A 15867-nucleotide genomic window follows, 5' to 3' on the forward strand; every position below is an offset into this window, starting at 1 on the left:
TTATTTATTTAGATGTTTTCATTTGGATAAGGAGGGCAGGCTCCATCACAGCTAGCGACATAGGCACTAATCTGAATGGCAGCGGTTAATGCGTCTTGCGCCGATGCACCCTGCGCACGTTTTGCAAGAAAGGTTCCGAGGAAAGAATCGCCACTACCAACTGTATCTTTAACCTTTACCACCAAACCTGGTACTGAGCATTGTTCTTTTCTATTGCAATAGCTGGCTCCTTCAGGACCTTTGGTATAGATAATTTCTTCAAGATCGGGGAAATGGCTAAGCAAGGTCGGCAATAAGATGTCCGTTTGTTTTTCCTCCAATTGCAACCAATTAGCTACAATATGCAGTTCCTCTTCGTTTAGCTTCAGCGTTTTACTACGGCCAATCAAGTCAATGATTAAATGCTCATCAAAAAAAGGGCGACGTAGGTTAATGTCGAAAACAGGCCATGGAGTATACTGGATGTATTGCAGTAAAGTTTCACGGGAAATAGGGCTTCGCGCCGCCAAGCTCCCAAATACAAAAGCCGAAGCTTGCTGCACGGTTTCAGCAATTTCTGCATCAAAGGGAATATAATCCCAAGCCACCTGTTCTACAATTTCATAACTCACCTGTCCATTTGCCGCTACTTGTACTTCTACGGTAGAGGTTGGCACATCAGCTGTTTCAAAAATATACGAGGAATTGATGCCCAGTTTTTTGATCTCCTCCAATAATTTCCCGCCATTTAAATCCTGACCGACTTGGCTAATTATCATGGCAGGAAGACCGTTTTTAATTAAATGATAGCATACATTTAAGGGTGCTCCACCAACTTTTCTTCCACTTGGCAGGTTATCCCAAAGCACTTCCCCAAAACAAATAGCAGGTTTAAGCATATTCAACCTCCTCTAAAAACTGGGATAAAACAGCTCTTACATCGCCTGTTGCCAGTTGGGTAGCATATTGTGCATAGCAGCTGTAGAAGTCCTTTTGGGATCCCAATTCGCCAAAGATGTCCTCCATCGCCATAAACAAATCAATAGAATTCGTTTTCTGCTGAAATATGCCTTTTAAAGCTGTTTTTCGGTTGTCAAGAATATCTGAAAGTTCATTTTTCGCATATTCCTGGTGCAAGTAAAACCACCAAAAAGCAATAACCAGGGCTGTAGCTTTCCATTGTGGGTTTTCTTGTTTGAATTGTTTCAGGGTAATAGGCAAAAGGAATTTGGGGATTTTATCTGATGATCCCGAAATAATCCTAGCGGTACTATCATTAATCATCGCATTGGAAAAGCGCGATTTTACCTTCTCAAAATAGGTGGTAAAAGATACCCCTTTTATTTCCTGTAAAACAGGAATAGCCTCTTGCTTCGCATAATGTGTAAATATTCTGGCTATCATCGGATCTTGAACCGCTTCATGGATGGTATAAATACCTAAGGCATTACCAATCAACCCCACCAGGGAATGACCGGCATTCAAGATACCGAGTTTCATCGATTCATAAGGGCGTACATCCGAGACAACTTCCACGCCGAATGGGGGAAGGTAAGGAATATGGTCTAGGCCTTTATCCTCTAGCACCCATTGAAAATAATCTTCGCAAACTATTAAAGCTTCGTCCCGCAAGCCATAGCTTGCTTCAAAAGCGTCCTTATCCGCTAATTTGGTCACAGGTGTAATCCGGTCTACCATACTATTCGGAAAGTGAACATGCGCTGCAACCCAAGCTTTAAGTTCCGGATCAAAAGCATCCAGATAAGCATCTAACGCAAAGTGCAGCACCTCGCCATTCTCTTGAATATTATCACAAGACATTAGGGTTAGTCCGTTTAGCCCGGCTTCTTTGCGACGTTGGAGTCCTTTGGCCAGAAAGCCAAAAACCGTCTTAGGAGCTGCTGTATCATTTAAATCTTCGGCAATTGCGGCTGTATCTAATAGGAATTTCTTTTGTTCAAAATCTACGTTATAACCGCCCTCTGTGATGGTAAAGCTGATGATGCGAGTAGCAGGATCGGCAATTTTTGCTAAAATAGCTTCCGCATCTTCCGGACCGAACAGCAGGTCTTGTAGGCTGTTAATCAGCATGGTTTCTGCTTTACCGTCGGCAGCGCAGCTGCGGAGGCAGTAAAGCTGATCTTGCTTGCGGAAAGCTTCTACAAATGGTTTATCCGATGGTAAAAGGCATACTCCTGTAATACGCCAGGCTGCATTTGCTTCCGGATTCGACTGAATCAGTTGTTGCCAGGTATAGGCCTGATGCGCACGGTGAAATCCCCCGATTCCTATGTGCATGATGTGGTTCTTTTGGACCACAGGCAATGCTTGCGGCTGTAACACCGAAGCCGGTAATTGTTTACTATGTTGTTGATTAAGTAAGGCCATGATTATTTTTGATTTTTTTGAAAGATAACAGCTAAGATGATGATGATTCCTTTTATCAGCTGTTGTAAGTAAGACGTGACATCCAATAAGTTCATGATATTACCAATCATACCTAAGATTAACACGCCTAATAGGGTATGGAACACAGAACCACGTCCACCTGAAAGGCTTGCTCCGCCGATAACCACGGCCGCAATAGCGTCCAATTCCAGGCCTACCCCAATATTTGCCGTGCCGACACCAGTGCGCCCCACCATTAATAAAGCCGCTAGTGCCGCTAAGAAACCCGAAATCGCATACACCATAAACTTGGTTCTTTCCACGGAAATACCCGAAAGATGCACAGCTTCCTCATTCGAGCCAATGGCGATAATATGTCGGCCCAGGATATGATATTTTAATAAAATAAATACCAAAGCGAATACCACGAATAAGATAATTGCCGAAACAGGAATACCCAAGATCGTAGCTGAACCTAAGGCTAAAATTGCTGCAGAATGCTCGCCCACAGTAATCGGCGCCCCTTTTGAAAATAAAAAGGCCGCACCTCGCGCAATGGTCATCATGGCTAAAGTAGCAATAAAGGGTGCTACTCGTTGGTAGGCAATTAAATAACCCGAAATGGCACCTATGCCTAATCCAATGGCCAGAGATAGAAGCAAACCGGCACTGTAATACAGTTCGTAAGAGAGTAGGGCAAAGGTCACCCCGATACAAGCAACAATAGAACCAACAGATAAATCAATCCCTCCGGTCAAGATTACCAAGAACATACCCAAGCTGATGAGTCCGATTGGAGCAGTCTGCCGCAAAAGGTTAGCCAGGTTATTGCCCGAAAGAAAAGAATCGGATAATAGCGCAGAGCCTATAAATAAGAGAAGAAATATGAGTAATGTATTGTTTTTTAAAAGTATAGCTTTCATAATTGTCGATTAATTGGCGCCTATGGCCATTCTTAGTATTCGTTCTTCGCTAAAGTCAGCACGCTGGAGTTCGCCTTGAATCTGTCCATTTTTCATCACTAGAATCCGGTCAGACAAGCCCATTAATTCATCCATATCTGAGGAAACCATCAGAATATAGAGGCCACTATCGGCCAAGTTTTGAATAATCTGGTAAATTTCTGCTCGGGCGCCCACATCCACGCCTCGCGTAGGCTCATCAATAAGCAGAACCTCCGGTTGAAGGTGTAGCCATTTGGCCAGAATAACCTTCTGCTGGTTGCCGCCACTTAATGACGATAGAGGGTTTTCCATATCACCAATCTTAATCTGCAACTTGTGGATGAGCTCCTGCACCGCTTTCTTTTCTTTACTGACGCTAATAAAACCCCAGGCGTTTGCTAAAGCAGCTAAATTGGCCAAGCTGATATTTTCCTTAATACTACGGCCTAAAATACCTCCATGCTTTTTACGGTCTTCGGGAAGCATGGCCCATTTCTGTTTCACTAAGGAACGTGGCGATTTTAAACTAACCTTTTTCCCATCTAGGTTCACCTGTGCATCTCTGGTGCTGCCTTTCCCGAAAAGACGCTCCAACACCTCGGTACGGCCGGAACCCACCAGTCCGCCGATACCCAAGATTTCTCCCCGATGTAGGTGAAAGGAAACTGCCCCTTTCCCCGGGATACTTTCGATATGGTTGGCTTCTAGCTTGGCCGCATCGAAGCTTTTGGTCTTCTTTTCCGGATACATGCTCGACAGCTCGCGGCCAACCATATAGTTCACCAATTGGTTTTTATCCATTTCGCGGGTTTCAACCGTCGTAATGGTACGGCCGTCTTTCAATACCGTAATCCGATCGGTGATAGCGAGTAACTCCGCCAAATGATGCGATATGTAGATAATAGAAACTCCTTTTTCTTTGAGCTTGTTTAATAGTGAAAATAGCTTTTTCACCTCTTGGCTTCCCAAAACGGCAGAAGGTTCATCTAAGATGAGCAACTTGACGTCTTGACTGAGGGCTTTGGCAATTTCTACCACCTGCTGCTGGGCAACGGTCAATTCTTCCACCTTTTTGCGAACATCCAATTCAAAACCAATCGATTGGATTAAGGCCTGTGCCGAAGCTTCCATGCTCTTCCAGTGAATCCAGGAACCTTGTTGCTGGCCCAGGTAAATATTCTCGGCCACAGATAGCGATGGAACCAGCGAAAACTCCTGATAAATGATGCTGATGCCATGTAACTTAGCCAGGTGTGGATTATTCCCCGATAGTACTTCGCCATTGATTTCAACCTGGCCGGAATCCGCTTGGTAAGCGCCCGAGATAATCTTCATCAAGGTTGATTTTCCAGCACCATTTTCACCCAGTAAGGCATGTATCTCACCAGAGCGAACTTCTAGGCTCACCTCTTTTAGTGCTTTCACACCTCCGAAGGATTTCGTTATATGCGTTAGTTTTAACATAATTTCCTCCTAAAACAAAGCCTTTGGATCGTAGTATTGATCAACTTTCTGTTTATTAATCAATACCGACGGGGTATAAATCGTTCGGGCGGTTTCTTCCTCATTTAAGTGGCGCGCCACAACCTCAATCATGGTCTCGCCTAATATTTTCGGGCTATTTAACGCAGTCACTGCAAATTCACCATTTTTTATAGCCACATACGCCTCCTTCTGCCCATCAAAGGCCAATACGGTAATGGCATCTGATTTTCCCATCTGCGTAATTACTTTTAATGCACCCAAGGCCATGGCATCGTTTTCTGCCAATAAGGTATTTACCTCCGGATGGGCGACCAGGATGTCTTCCATGGCTTTAAGGCCGCCGTTATTATTCCAGCCACCCCAGCCTTGGGCTACAATCTGAAAGTTGGTTTTTGCCTGCCCATGCAATTGACCATCTGCCAGTCCGCGAACAAAGCCTAAGCGCTTTTCCCGACCAACAGGATTTCCTTGGTTGCCACTAATAATGGCTATTTTCAAATCAGCTTTTTTTTGCTCGGCTAGCCAAAGTCCCAATAGCTCCCCATTTAATTGATTGTTGGCCACGACCGAGGATATATAAGGGGCTTCATCTTCAATTGTAGAATCAAGGATAAAAACCATTACGCCCTTTTCATTGGCCGATTTAACAATAGGAACCAGGGCTTTAGGGTCTAAAGGGTTTAATACCAATACTTGTATGCCTTTGGATAATAAGTCGTCCACGGCCATTACTTGTTTATTGATGTCACCTTGCCCGTCTGTACTTAAGTATTGCATACCATAAGCTTTTACAGCGTTTTTTACGGCATCTTCCAGTGCCACATAAAAAGGGCCATCTAATGTAGGAGTACAATATCCTACTTTAATATGCGATAGGTTTTTCTTGGAGGCATAGGTTGTTTTGCTCGATTTCTGTGCCGTGCTCTCCTGTTTTGCTTCTTTGGGTAAACAGCCCATTAGCAACAGAAAACAGAGGCAGCTCAGTAATTGTTTCATTGTTACGGTAAGATTCATGCGGCTTAATTAAGGTATGCTATTTCTGTTTTCGGGTCTTCAATACATCCATTAGAATCCATGGTTTGTTAGTGGTAATAAAGTCCACCTGCTGGTCAAGCAAGGTATTCATGATGGCAGCATCATCCACGACATAAGCCCCCACAGCCAGGCCTGCATCTTGCAAGGCCTTCATGTCATACTCACTTTGATAACGCTTGTATTGAAGGTTTACCCCATCAAATCCCAACACTTTAAGGGTCTCCGGGCTATAATCTACTCCAATATAATAGATTTTGACTTTCGGATTGTCAATTTTTATTTTTACTAAGGCCGGAAACATCGGCGCAATGACCGCCACAAAAGATTCGCTTTGAGTTTTACGGATAATTTCCGCTACATATTGGCCGGTTAGGGCATCCCAGGCTTGACTTACATTAGATCGTTTGATATCAATGAGTAAACCCAGGCCTTTATGCTTGGCAATTTCTCGAATATAGGCCTCCAAACTACTTAACTGTTCACCGTTTGAAAGCTTCCCCTTGGCTTTTAGATCCTGAAATGTCGAACTGGCAATGTCCAAGCCTTGGAAATCGTGATCATGATTGACCACAACCTGATGGTCCTTGCTCAGCAGCACATCAATCTCGATCATATTGACCCCCAGGGCTGCACTCTTACGTAAGGCGGCCACACTGTTCTCAGGAAAAGCCGGATCTTCATAAATACCTGCACGGTGGGCAACAACACCTTGAAAAGGCTGTTGAGCCAGTGCCTGGCCAACGGCCAGGCAACAAACCCAAATGTAAAACACTAAATTTTTCATAAGCAATTATTAATTCCAGCCCGGAGTTTGACCTCCTAGGTTTGGATTATCATTGATTGAATTATCTGAAATTGGCCATAACAGGATATTCTCCTGGTTTTCTTTTCCCGCCAAATGTGGATTCATCTCAAATACAACACCTAATCGGATAAAATCCCACCAAAGTTTGCCTTCCGAAGGAAACTCCCGCATACGCTCTTTTACCAATACATCCTTAACATTCACGGTGCTGTTGTAATAGTTTGCTGTACCGTAGGCGCGCTCTAACACTTTGTTCAATGAACTTATCGCCTGAGTAGAATTACCCTGATAAAACTTAATCTCTGCATCGAAGAAATACGCATCTGCTAAACGATACAGGATAATGTCTGAATCCAGGACTAAGGTGCTGTTTAGCCAGGTGCCTTTGTATTTGTTCGTCCAGGCAAAGTTTTGCTTCATACCATCATCGTAGAAAGTCTGGTAGGTCGTTGCCAAACGCTTATCTGCCGGATTGGCCTTCAGCACATTGATATACGCATCGGTATAGAATGTCCATTGCTGACCGGTTCCTACGACAATCGGGTTGTAATGGTATTTCGGTGTAACGGTTGCTGAATTGAATTGATAATCGGAAGGATAACCACCTACATGTTCTTCTTGTTGATAGTTCCAAGCGTAGATAACCTCGCTTCCATTCTCTGATGCAGAACTAAAGATCTGCGCATAATTGCTTTGTAAAGTATACTTATTGCTAGAGATAACGACATTTACAGCCTCCTGCGCTGCTGTTAAGTAAGCATTTCCAGCATTTCTAACCTTGTACATCCATAAGGAGTAATCGGCTTTAAGCATTTGGATGGCTCCAATTGATGCGGTCTTTTTCGCCGTCACAGAGGCTGGCATAAGGCGTGCAGCCTCATTGATATCTTGCTCCACTTGTTTAAAGATATCTTCTGCGGAGGATCGATTCGGACGTAATTCCTGATCGGCAGATTCATAACCCTCCAAAACCAAAGGAGCATCTCCCCAGATACGGGCGATCCAATAGTAGCTATAAGCCCGAACAAAGAGCGCATTTGCTAAAACTTCATTCTTTTCGTTTTCATTGTTAAAGCTAATGCCTGGTGTATAACGAATCACCAGATTAGCTTGGTTAATGATTTTATAGATATTCTCCCAATCGGCATAGGTATGCGTATTGTCCATCGTGCCTTGGTAGGTGCGGTCGCGTTCAGTTTGCGATAGTCCTCCATGTGTACCAGGCCCCCAAAGGCCGGTGCGGTATTCGCCCCAGTACACCAATCCGTTATTAAAAGCTGTGCGCAGGCGAGCATGCGAGCCAAGCATCGCCGCTTTGGCGTCAGCCTGCTCTTTCCACATGTTATTCGCCGACAGTTGACTGTCTTGTTCTATATTTAAATCATTATGGCAAGCTGTAAAACTTAACAAACCGGCCATTGCGATGATTATGCTGAATTTCTTATTCATGATCGTTAAAATGAAACTTTGATACCTAGTGAATATTTACGGGCTGCAGGGTAAGGGTTGTAGTCCGTGTTGTAAGTCGACCCGGTTCCCCGCTCCGGTGAAACTCCCGTCACAGCAGTGAAGAAGTGTAAGTTTTGCCCCGAAGCGTATAGCGTAGCACGTTGCATACCCCATTTTCCTACCAAGCTTTGCGGAAGGGAATAAGATAGGGTAACTTCGCGTAAGGCTAAGAAATCACCTTTCTCACTAAACACATTGGAAACCCGCGAATAGTTCTTATTGCCATCATCGGCATCATTCGCGAAGAATTTAGCATATTTCTGATTGTCGCCCGGTTGTTGCCAGGTTTCTTTAACCGCATTCGTTAGGTTGTAGTTATAGTTGAAAGTACCCATGAAGTAACGCTCTTGCAGGTAGTTTTGAACCGTATGGCCAATTGCATAATCCATAAAGATGTTCAATCCCCAGTTTTTGTATTGGAAGTTATTGCCGATACCACCTGTTGAGTGTGGGATGGTATAGCCCAGTAAAAACTGGTCTTCATTAGTAATTTGGTCCTTGCCTGCACGTTGGGTAGAACCCGGTCTGTTTTTCCACTCATAATCACCCACATCTTTACGGCCAGTAATGCCTTTGCGATCCTCTAAACGGAAGCCGTTGGAGTTGGCATCATACATCGCATTGTAAGCAGCCTCTTTGGTTTCTAAAATGCCGTCTGTTACAAAACCATAAATCTGATACATACGCTCTCCTTCAGCAATACCTCCGAAGCTGCTGCCATCACCTGCTGTAATTCCGCCGATCCGGTTTTTGTCATAGCCATTATTCGGTAATTCCAACACCTTGTTCATGATATAGCTATAGGTTAAATCCGTAGACCAGGTGAAGTTTCCTTTCTTAATATTTACGGTAGAAAGGTGGAAGTCGGCGCCATAGAAATTCACCTTGCCAATATTGGTCATAATCGACGAATAGCCTGAGGTATTGGGCAGGGGTTGATCGAAAATCAAATCGTTCGTGATTTTATTGAAATAATCTGCCGATACATTGATGCGATCATGTAAGAAGCCCATTTCCAAACCGATATCAAGCTGGTTTGTGGTTTCCCAACGCAAGGAATTGTTCGGAATGCTGGAAGTTAGGATGGTAGAATTGCCATTGTATTTGCCGCTGGTACTGTAGCTACCATACGCATCAAACAAGCCGATTGCATTGTTTCCGGTCATCCCGTAGCTACCACGGATTTTTAAATTATTAAACCAAGATTCTGCTGTCCAGAAGTCTTCTTCCGATACAATCCAGCCTGCAGATGCCGCCGGAAAGTAGCCCCAACGATTGCCTTCCGCAAATTTTGATGAACCATCTGCACGCATAGTTAAGCTTAATAAATAGCGGCTTTTATAATTGTAGTTGGCTCGACCGAAATAGGAAATCAACACTTCTGCAGTACGACCACTACTAGGCATACCTGGGATAGAACCCGCAGATAGCGTTGGCACCTTATCGGAAGAAGCACCCGTTACCGAGGCCGAAAAGGAGTTCAGTTTATCCTTCATATAATCGGTACCTACTACGATGTTCAAATCATGATCCCCAATTTGCTTGCTGTAGTTTGCATACGCCTGAAAGTTTAAACGTTCTGTTTCGCTGAATCCTTCTTCTGTATCCCGTAGGCCATTGTATTCATTGGCTTTGATAAAGCTATTGAAGCGGGAATGGCGGTTGAAATTGGTCAACATGGCCGTAAACTTCAAATCATTAATAGGGCGATAGTCTAAACGTCCGAAGGCTGTATTTCTCTTGGTTACTTGGCCACGGTCATAGTAATATTCATACCAATCTGGGGCAGGGGTGCTGCCATTAATTCCTTTTTCCGGTAGTCCAGTCAGGGTATTGTATAAGCGGTGGGTATTCGGTGTACTTAAGCCTCTTTGAACGGAGTTCCGTTTATTATCCGGGTAGTCTTCCATATTGGTTTTAGAGAAATCATAGCCACCGGCAAAGTTCAATTTATCGGTGATTTTGATGTCCATATTGCCTTTCATGGTAAAGCGGTCGTATCCCGTGCCGATACCAATCCCTTGGTCATCGGTATAGCCTGCGGAGGCAGCGTATTTCACAGCTTCGCTTCCGCCGTTTACACCTACATAGTAGTTGCTCCAGAAGGAATTATCAAAGAAACGCTTTTGGTAATCTACATCCTGGAACATAATGGTTTTGCTAGGATCTAATGGATCAGTCATTGTTTTCCAACCTTCCGGTGCATTTTCTCCATTTTCCAAATAACGAGGCGTCCAAATAGAGGTTTCGGTATTTGCCGAACTCATGGAATAGCCATTCTGGAAGTTCCGCTGGGGGTATTTACCATTCTGAACGGCTTTACGCATCCAAGTAATATAGTCTTCGGCGTTCATCAGGTCAAACTGCTGTGCCGGGCTTTGAGCAGCATGGCTGCTCTCAAAAGTAATCTGTGGCTTTTGGTTTTTTCCTTTTTTGGTGCTAATCATCACGATACCATTCGATGCACGTGCGCCATAAATGGCAGCTGCAGCGGCATCTTTTAGGATTTCAACCGATTCAATGTCGTTTGGGTTGATGCCAGACATATCCCGAACTACCCCGTCTACGACAATAATAGGCGCATCGGATTGGTTGATGGAGGAACCACCCCGAATGCGGAAGGTTGGGTTTTCCCCTGGTTGGTTGTCGGTGGTATAAACGCGTAAACCTGCTACTTTCCCTTTCATGGCATCACCAACCGAGTTTAAGGGTAGATTCTCAAAGTTTTTGCCATCAATACGGCCGATTGCTGCTGTTACGGTTTTTTTTGACTGGGTGCCGTAGCCCACAACCACCACTTCTTCTAAAGCCTCATCGTTATTTAATAAGGTAAATTGCAAGGCTTCTCCTGCTATATATGCTTTCACCAATTCCTGGTAGCCTAGCATACTTACACGAATGGATTGTCCGTTTTTGATACCGGCGAGTTTGAGTTCTCCTTGCTGGTTGGTCGACCCTGAAATGGAGGTGCCTACCACATGGACCGAAGCACCTGCAATGGCTTCCCCGTTAGAATCAACCACCTTAATGGTTGGTTCTTGCTGTATCCCCGATAAAAAAGTAAGGGAAGGAGCCTTACTGTTCGCTTGTAAACCTACTGTTGGTAGGCCTACGGTTAGTAGAAACAGAACTGAGGCACGGGTCGTCCTATTTCTAAACCTGAATGAAACAAATTTCATAAGTAGAAGATTAGAGTTTTAGATTTTTCATAATTAACGGGTTGTTGGTTGTAAGACCATAGAGTTTTGGTTGTTTTAAAAACCAAAGTGCGATAGCGACATCATCTACGGTGTGTACACTTAATTTGATGTTTTTATCGGTATAACTGTCAAATAAAGGCTGATCACCAGTCCCCGACTTGTAGATATGGGCATAGGAGAAGTTCGCCCAAGTATAGCCTGCATTGCTGAATTGATTGGCGGTATAAGCCGTGTTCATATAGGCTACTTCCCATTTTCCATCCACTTCTGCAATTACAGGGTCTAATACGGCTTTACGGCCGACTAAAAAGCGAACCTTGCTCATTAGCCCTGCGGCTTTTATTAATTTGCTAGCCTCTTTTCCGGCACGGATCGATTGCTCATTACCGCCGGCGGCATCGCTCAGTGATTTAACATCCATCCATAAATGGGTTTTTGTACTGGAGGCCGACAAGCTGGTTAAGAAGGTCGATAATAGCGGCACATCCTCTTGGTTACTTAGATTGTAAGTCTCTTGGATTTGCTGATAAGTTAGGTCTTTTACGTACTTGCCGTTAATTTGTTCGTCATGGTAAATCAACACTTTGCCGTCTTTGGTAATTTGAATATCGCATTCCGAGGCTAGGATATCCATGCTCAAGGCTTTTTCAAATGCAATTAGGGAATTGTCTGGATAACCGAACTCTTTCCATGCACCGCGGTGAGCCACAATTTTTTCCGCAAGATCGACTGTTGCACCCGGAGGATTTTCTTCTGGCGGTTGATTGCCGGGCAAGCTGCTCTTGCTGCAAGAAAGCAATGCCAAGCTGAGGAAAAGCATACATAATTTTTTCATAGGTAGTTTGTTTAAACGATTAAACAAAATCATCCAAGCGAAGACTTTGTTCTTTTTTAATATTCCTGCAATATTAGAAGCCTCGTATTATCTATTTATTAAGGATGTCTTAACACTTTGTTAAATAATAGATGGTTTATCAGTTTACTTGCTTAAATAAAACAGAAATAAATTGGTTATTTCCTTATAGTTTTTCGTTATCTATAATTTGATTAGTAGATTCTTTAACGATCAACTTCGTTTGAAAAATCTTTTTTAATTTTCTAATCTCCGGATTTAGGATTTTTTGAACGGCCATTTGGCTCATTTCTTTTAGCGGCTGTTGAACATAGGTAATTTCGCGTTTAAAGATTTTATAAGCATCAGCTTCATCAAAACAAACGACAGCTACTTGTTCGGGAACGGCGATATCAAATCGTGCCAATACTGCCAGACCGGCCATCGCAATACGATTGGTGAAAAAATAAAGAGAATCTACCTTTTCTACTTGTACGGCATGTAGGATAATCCGTTCTATTTCCTGCTCCAGGTCTTTCTCCAACACCTCATAAAAGAGGGGTTCGCGAAGTCCTAAAGCTTGACTACTGGTTTCCATAAAACCTTCCTTACGCGCTTGTAAGTGCTTCAAGTTGGTTTTTAATGCTATTGCAGCAGTTTTTGTAAAGCCTTGTTGTTGAAAATGTTCAACCACCACTTTCGAGGCCCCATAATTATCAATATTAACAATCATGCTGCGGTCAAGCTCGGCAAACTCCCGGTCTAAAACTACAAAAGGCAAACTTACTTCTTTCACCCGCTCCAAATATTTCTCGCCACCTTCAGGAACGGCTAGAATTAATCCGTCCACTTGCTTGGCAATGAATACATCTAAGATGGAGGCAAAGCGCTCCGGATCTTCATAGGCACTGCCAAAAACAACATTATAGCCTTGCTTGTTGGCTTCTTCTTCGATAAAATGTGCAATGGAAGAATAGAATAAGTTGGAAATATCAGCGATAATTAAACCAATAGTGTAGGTTTTGCTGCTCTTTAAACTCTTTGCGATTTGATTCGGACGGTAATTATGTTGCTTAGCCAGCTTTCGTATCTTCTCGGCTGTTTCTACGTTTATCCGATTTGTAAACTTACCGTTTAAGACATAGGAAACCAAAGCAACGGATACCCCGAGCTCGGTTGCAATATCTTTCATAGAAACCTTCTTTGACATCGATTTTAGCAATTGGTACTACTAAATTATTTCATTTAAACGATTAAACAAAAGAAAAAATTATTTTTTTAAATTTTTAGCTACCCCCGCCCTGCCAACCACTCCTGCAGCAACACATAGCTCATCCAGAAGGAGATATTACTTTCTGCTCCTTGGTTCCTATTCACGCCATAAGCTTCCAGGCCATCATAGCAAGAACCTTCCACGGCATTGAACATGTTTTCGCCTTGTACATTATACCCCAAATACCAAAGGAAGCTTTTATAGATTTTATGGGCCAGCAAATCCGAAGGGGCAAGGCGATACAATTCTTGGTACAGCATGATAATGCTAGGAATTTCAATAGGCTGCTGACCGTAAATTGAGCACTCCCTACCTTTACTATACCAGCTTTCATTCCCGATGGTCGACAGGTGATCGCCCTGAAAGAGAATGCTATCTAAGAAATTAGCAGCCTCCAAGCCAATTTGTTGCCACTCTTCTTTCTGGAACAAGTTGGACATGCGCAACAAAGCCAGGGGAATAACCGCATTATCATAGGAGATGACCTCCTCGAACCAAGGCCAATCTGCATCGGCGCAGGATCGGAATTCACCCACTAAAAATAAGCTGAGCTGCTTGGCATTTTCCAAATAGCAGCCATCCTTAGGTTTCACGGCTAAGGCCTGTTCCAAACCGAGTAAGGTGTAGGCAATGGCGCGTGCGGAACGTAGCGTCAGCATAGGGTTGAGGCTACGGTTAAAAAGCTCATCGGCCAGCGCAAAATAGGAGGCATAAGCTGTATTATTCATGAGGTAACCCAAAGCCCAAATTGTGCGCCCCAAGCTATCTTCGGAACCTTGCGGCTCTAGCCATTGCAGGTCATAGCTCATAAAATTCCGAAAGTTGCCATCGGCTAATTGGGCATAGGCAATAAAAGAGAGGTAGGATCGAAATAGCGTTTCCTCCTGCTGCGTCGGATCGGCCATTAAGAGCAAGAGCAGGGCCCGGCTATTATCATCCAAGCAATAGCCATGATGATAATTAGGAAGCTGATAGCGCGCATGCTGATATATCCCGGTTTGGCTGCTCAGTTTTCGAATATAACGGAGGTCTACAACCGGAACTTCTTCAAAAAAAGAAGTGATAAGGTGCTTTAAGGTCTGTTCTGTAAAATTTTGCACAATTAGTTTTTAGCAATTTGATGTTGACCTTTCGCTTTTTTCGAAAAGCTAAGACCCAAGGCCACCGCTTTGCTGCGTACGATTTCCATACTTTTATTCCGGGATTGGCTCGCCAAGAGTGTCGCGATTAACTCCACCTGTTGCTGGCCAACATTAGACCACGACATACTGCTGCCAAAACGCAGCGCATTCTGCCGATACCATTGCATTAAAGAAGGGGTATCTATTAATTGTTGCACGCAGTGGCTCAAAGCATCCGCATCATTAAAATCAAATAAACAGCCGCGCCCTTCGGCCAGTAAATCCTTTGCATACCAATAAGGTGTGGAGATTACGGCGGCGCCCGCACCCAAAGCAAAGGACAGCGTGCCGCTACTCATCTGGTTTTCATGCGGGTAAGGGGTAACGTAGATGTCGCAGGCTTTTAAATAAATCTGTAGCAGCGTATCACTGGCATATTTATTTACAAACTGCACCTTCCCACTTAAGTTTAAATCGGCGGCTAGCTGAATGAGTTCGTTGCGATATTTCTCACCCTCCTCGCGCAGCACATTCGGATGGGTAGCACCTAAAATGATATACACAAAGTTTTCATCGCGTATTTTGGATACCGCCTCAATAGCTACGTTAAAACCTTTGCTACGCCCCAATAAACCGAAGGACAGCATTACGGTTTTTCCCTCCAGACCGAGGTACTCTTTGGCTTCTGTTGCAGTAATGCCAAATTCAGGAACCCCATGTGGAATAAGCCTTAATTTATCGGCAGGAAGATGATACCGATCCTGCAACATGCTAATGGCACGCTGGGTCATCACCGTGAGCATAGAACTTCCCGCGGCAAGCTGTTGAATCACTTCATATTCCTCCGCACTAGGCTCCTGCAATACCGTATGTAAATTGCTGATTACCGGAATTTTTAACCCTTTCAGTAAGGTCAGCAAGAAATTGCCGGCAGGTCCTCCGAAAATCCCAAACTCATGTTGTATAATGCAGGCATCGTATTTTTGGCTATTTATCCATAGTGCAGCAAGCTTATAATCGGAAAGCTCATTGCGGTAAATACTAAAAACCACTTCCCGCGGATATTTTAAGTCCGCCTGGGCAGAAATAGCTAGCACATCCACATCCTGGCCTTTGCCACGTAAAGAGCGGTATAAGTCGTGGCTAAAGGTAGCAATGCCACATTGCAGGGGAAGGTAGGTGCCAATAATTAATATTTTCATAGATATCGTTCCAAAAATTTGAATGTTTTATTCGTGATCTATGAAAGGAACAATGTGCTGCTGAATTTGTTCAGCATGGGCAGAAAAATAAAAA

The 15867-nt window shown here is 43.7% G+C and carries 12 protein-coding genes; all 12 read right to left on the minus strand.

Annotated elements, in window-relative coordinates:
• Positions 1-8 precede the first annotated feature (8 nt).
• Positions 9-878 (minus strand): PfkB family carbohydrate kinase, encoded by an 870-nt coding sequence (locus GQF63_RS18525; protein WP_160370744.1) that lies wholly within the window; start codon positions 876-878, stop codon positions 9-11.
• A complete protein-coding gene (locus GQF63_RS18530) occupies positions 871-2367 on the minus strand; it encodes a mannitol dehydrogenase family protein (protein WP_160370745.1) in 1497 nt (498 codons plus the stop codon). The genes GQF63_RS18525 and GQF63_RS18530 overlap by 8 nt, the downstream gene beginning before the upstream one ends.
• A gap of 2 nt (positions 2368-2369) precedes the next feature.
• Positions 2370-3290 (minus strand): ABC transporter permease, encoded by a 921-nt coding sequence (locus tag GQF63_RS18535; RefSeq protein ID WP_160370746.1) that lies wholly within the window; start codon positions 3288-3290, stop codon positions 2370-2372.
• A gap of 9 nt (positions 3291-3299) precedes the next feature.
• Entirely contained in the window at positions 3300-4775 is a 1476-nt protein-coding gene (locus GQF63_RS18540; protein ID WP_160370747.1) for a sugar ABC transporter ATP-binding protein, read from the minus strand.
• Between the two features lie 9 nt (positions 4776-4784).
• Positions 4785-5810, minus strand: a complete 1026-nt coding sequence (locus GQF63_RS18545) for a substrate-binding domain-containing protein (RefSeq protein WP_212592655.1) — start codon at positions 5808-5810, stop codon at positions 4785-4787.
• 19 nt (positions 5811-5829) lie between these two features.
• A complete protein-coding gene (locus GQF63_RS18550; RefSeq protein ID WP_160370749.1) occupies positions 5830-6615 on the minus strand; it encodes a glycerophosphodiester phosphodiesterase in 786 nt (261 codons plus the stop codon).
• Positions 6616-6624: 9 nt separating this feature from the next.
• Positions 6625-8085, minus strand: coding sequence for a RagB/SusD family nutrient uptake outer membrane protein (locus GQF63_RS18555; RefSeq protein WP_160370750.1), 1461 nt, complete (start codon positions 8083-8085; stop codon positions 6625-6627).
• Between the two features lie 5 nt (positions 8086-8090).
• Positions 8091-11324, minus strand: coding sequence for a SusC/RagA family TonB-linked outer membrane protein (locus GQF63_RS18560; RefSeq protein ID WP_160370751.1), 3234 nt, complete (start codon positions 11322-11324; stop codon positions 8091-8093).
• Positions 11325-11334: 10 nt separating this feature from the next.
• Complete coding sequence (locus GQF63_RS18565) at positions 11335-12180, minus strand: glycerophosphodiester phosphodiesterase (protein WP_160370752.1); 846 nt, start codon at positions 12178-12180, stop codon at positions 11335-11337.
• Between the two features lie 184 nt (positions 12181-12364).
• On the minus strand, positions 12365-13369 hold the full coding sequence (locus GQF63_RS18570) for a LacI family DNA-binding transcriptional regulator (RefSeq protein WP_160370753.1): 1005 nt from the start codon (positions 13367-13369) through the stop codon (positions 12365-12367).
• A gap of 98 nt (positions 13370-13467) precedes the next feature.
• Entirely contained in the window at positions 13468-14550 is a 1083-nt protein-coding gene (locus GQF63_RS18575; protein ID WP_160370754.1) for a hypothetical protein, read from the minus strand.
• A 2-nt stretch (positions 14551-14552) separates the two neighbouring features.
• Positions 14553-15773, minus strand: coding sequence for a glycosyltransferase family 4 protein (locus GQF63_RS18580; RefSeq protein WP_160370755.1), 1221 nt, complete (start codon positions 15771-15773; stop codon positions 14553-14555).
• Positions 15774-15867 lie beyond the last annotated feature (94 nt).

This window comes from Sphingobacterium humi (genome assembly GCF_009768885.1).
GTDB classification, from domain to species: domain Bacteria; phylum Bacteroidota; class Bacteroidia; order Sphingobacteriales; family Sphingobacteriaceae; genus Sphingobacterium; species Sphingobacterium humi.

Bases quoted from the DNA above. Each gene is read 5' to 3' on its own strand.
- GQF63_RS18525 (WP_160370744.1), bottom strand. From the start codon at position 878: ATGCTTAAACCTGCTATTTGTTTTGGGGAAGTGCTTTGGGATAACCTG.
- GQF63_RS18530 (WP_160370745.1), bottom strand. From the start codon at position 2,367: ATGGCCTTACTTAATCAACAACATAGTAAACAATTACCGGCTTCGGTG.
- GQF63_RS18535 (WP_160370746.1), bottom strand. From the start codon at position 3,290: ATGAAAGCTATACTTTTAAAAAACAATACATTACTCATATTTCTTCTC.
- GQF63_RS18540 (WP_160370747.1), bottom strand. From the start codon at position 4,775: ATGTTAAAACTAACGCATATAACGAAATCCTTCGGAGGTGTGAAAGCA.
- GQF63_RS18545 (WP_212592655.1), bottom strand. From the start codon at position 5,810: ATGAATCTTACCGTAACAATGAAACAATTACTGAGCTGCCTCTGTTTT.
- GQF63_RS18550 (WP_160370749.1), bottom strand. From the start codon at position 6,615: ATGAAAAATTTAGTGTTTTACATTTGGGTTTGTTGCCTGGCCGTTGGC.
- GQF63_RS18555 (WP_160370750.1), bottom strand. From the start codon at position 8,085: ATGAATAAGAAATTCAGCATAATCATCGCAATGGCCGGTTTGTTAAGT.
- GQF63_RS18560 (WP_160370751.1), bottom strand. From the start codon at position 11,324: ATGAAATTTGTTTCATTCAGGTTTAGAAATAGGACGACCCGTGCCTCA.
- GQF63_RS18565 (WP_160370752.1), bottom strand. From the start codon at position 12,180: ATGAAAAAATTATGTATGCTTTTCCTCAGCTTGGCATTGCTTTCTTGC.
- GQF63_RS18570 (WP_160370753.1), bottom strand. From the start codon at position 13,369: ATGAAAGATATTGCAACCGAGCTCGGGGTATCCGTTGCTTTGGTTTCC.
- GQF63_RS18580 (WP_160370755.1), bottom strand. From the start codon at position 15,773: ATGAAAATATTAATTATTGGCACCTACCTTCCCCTGCAATGTGGCATT.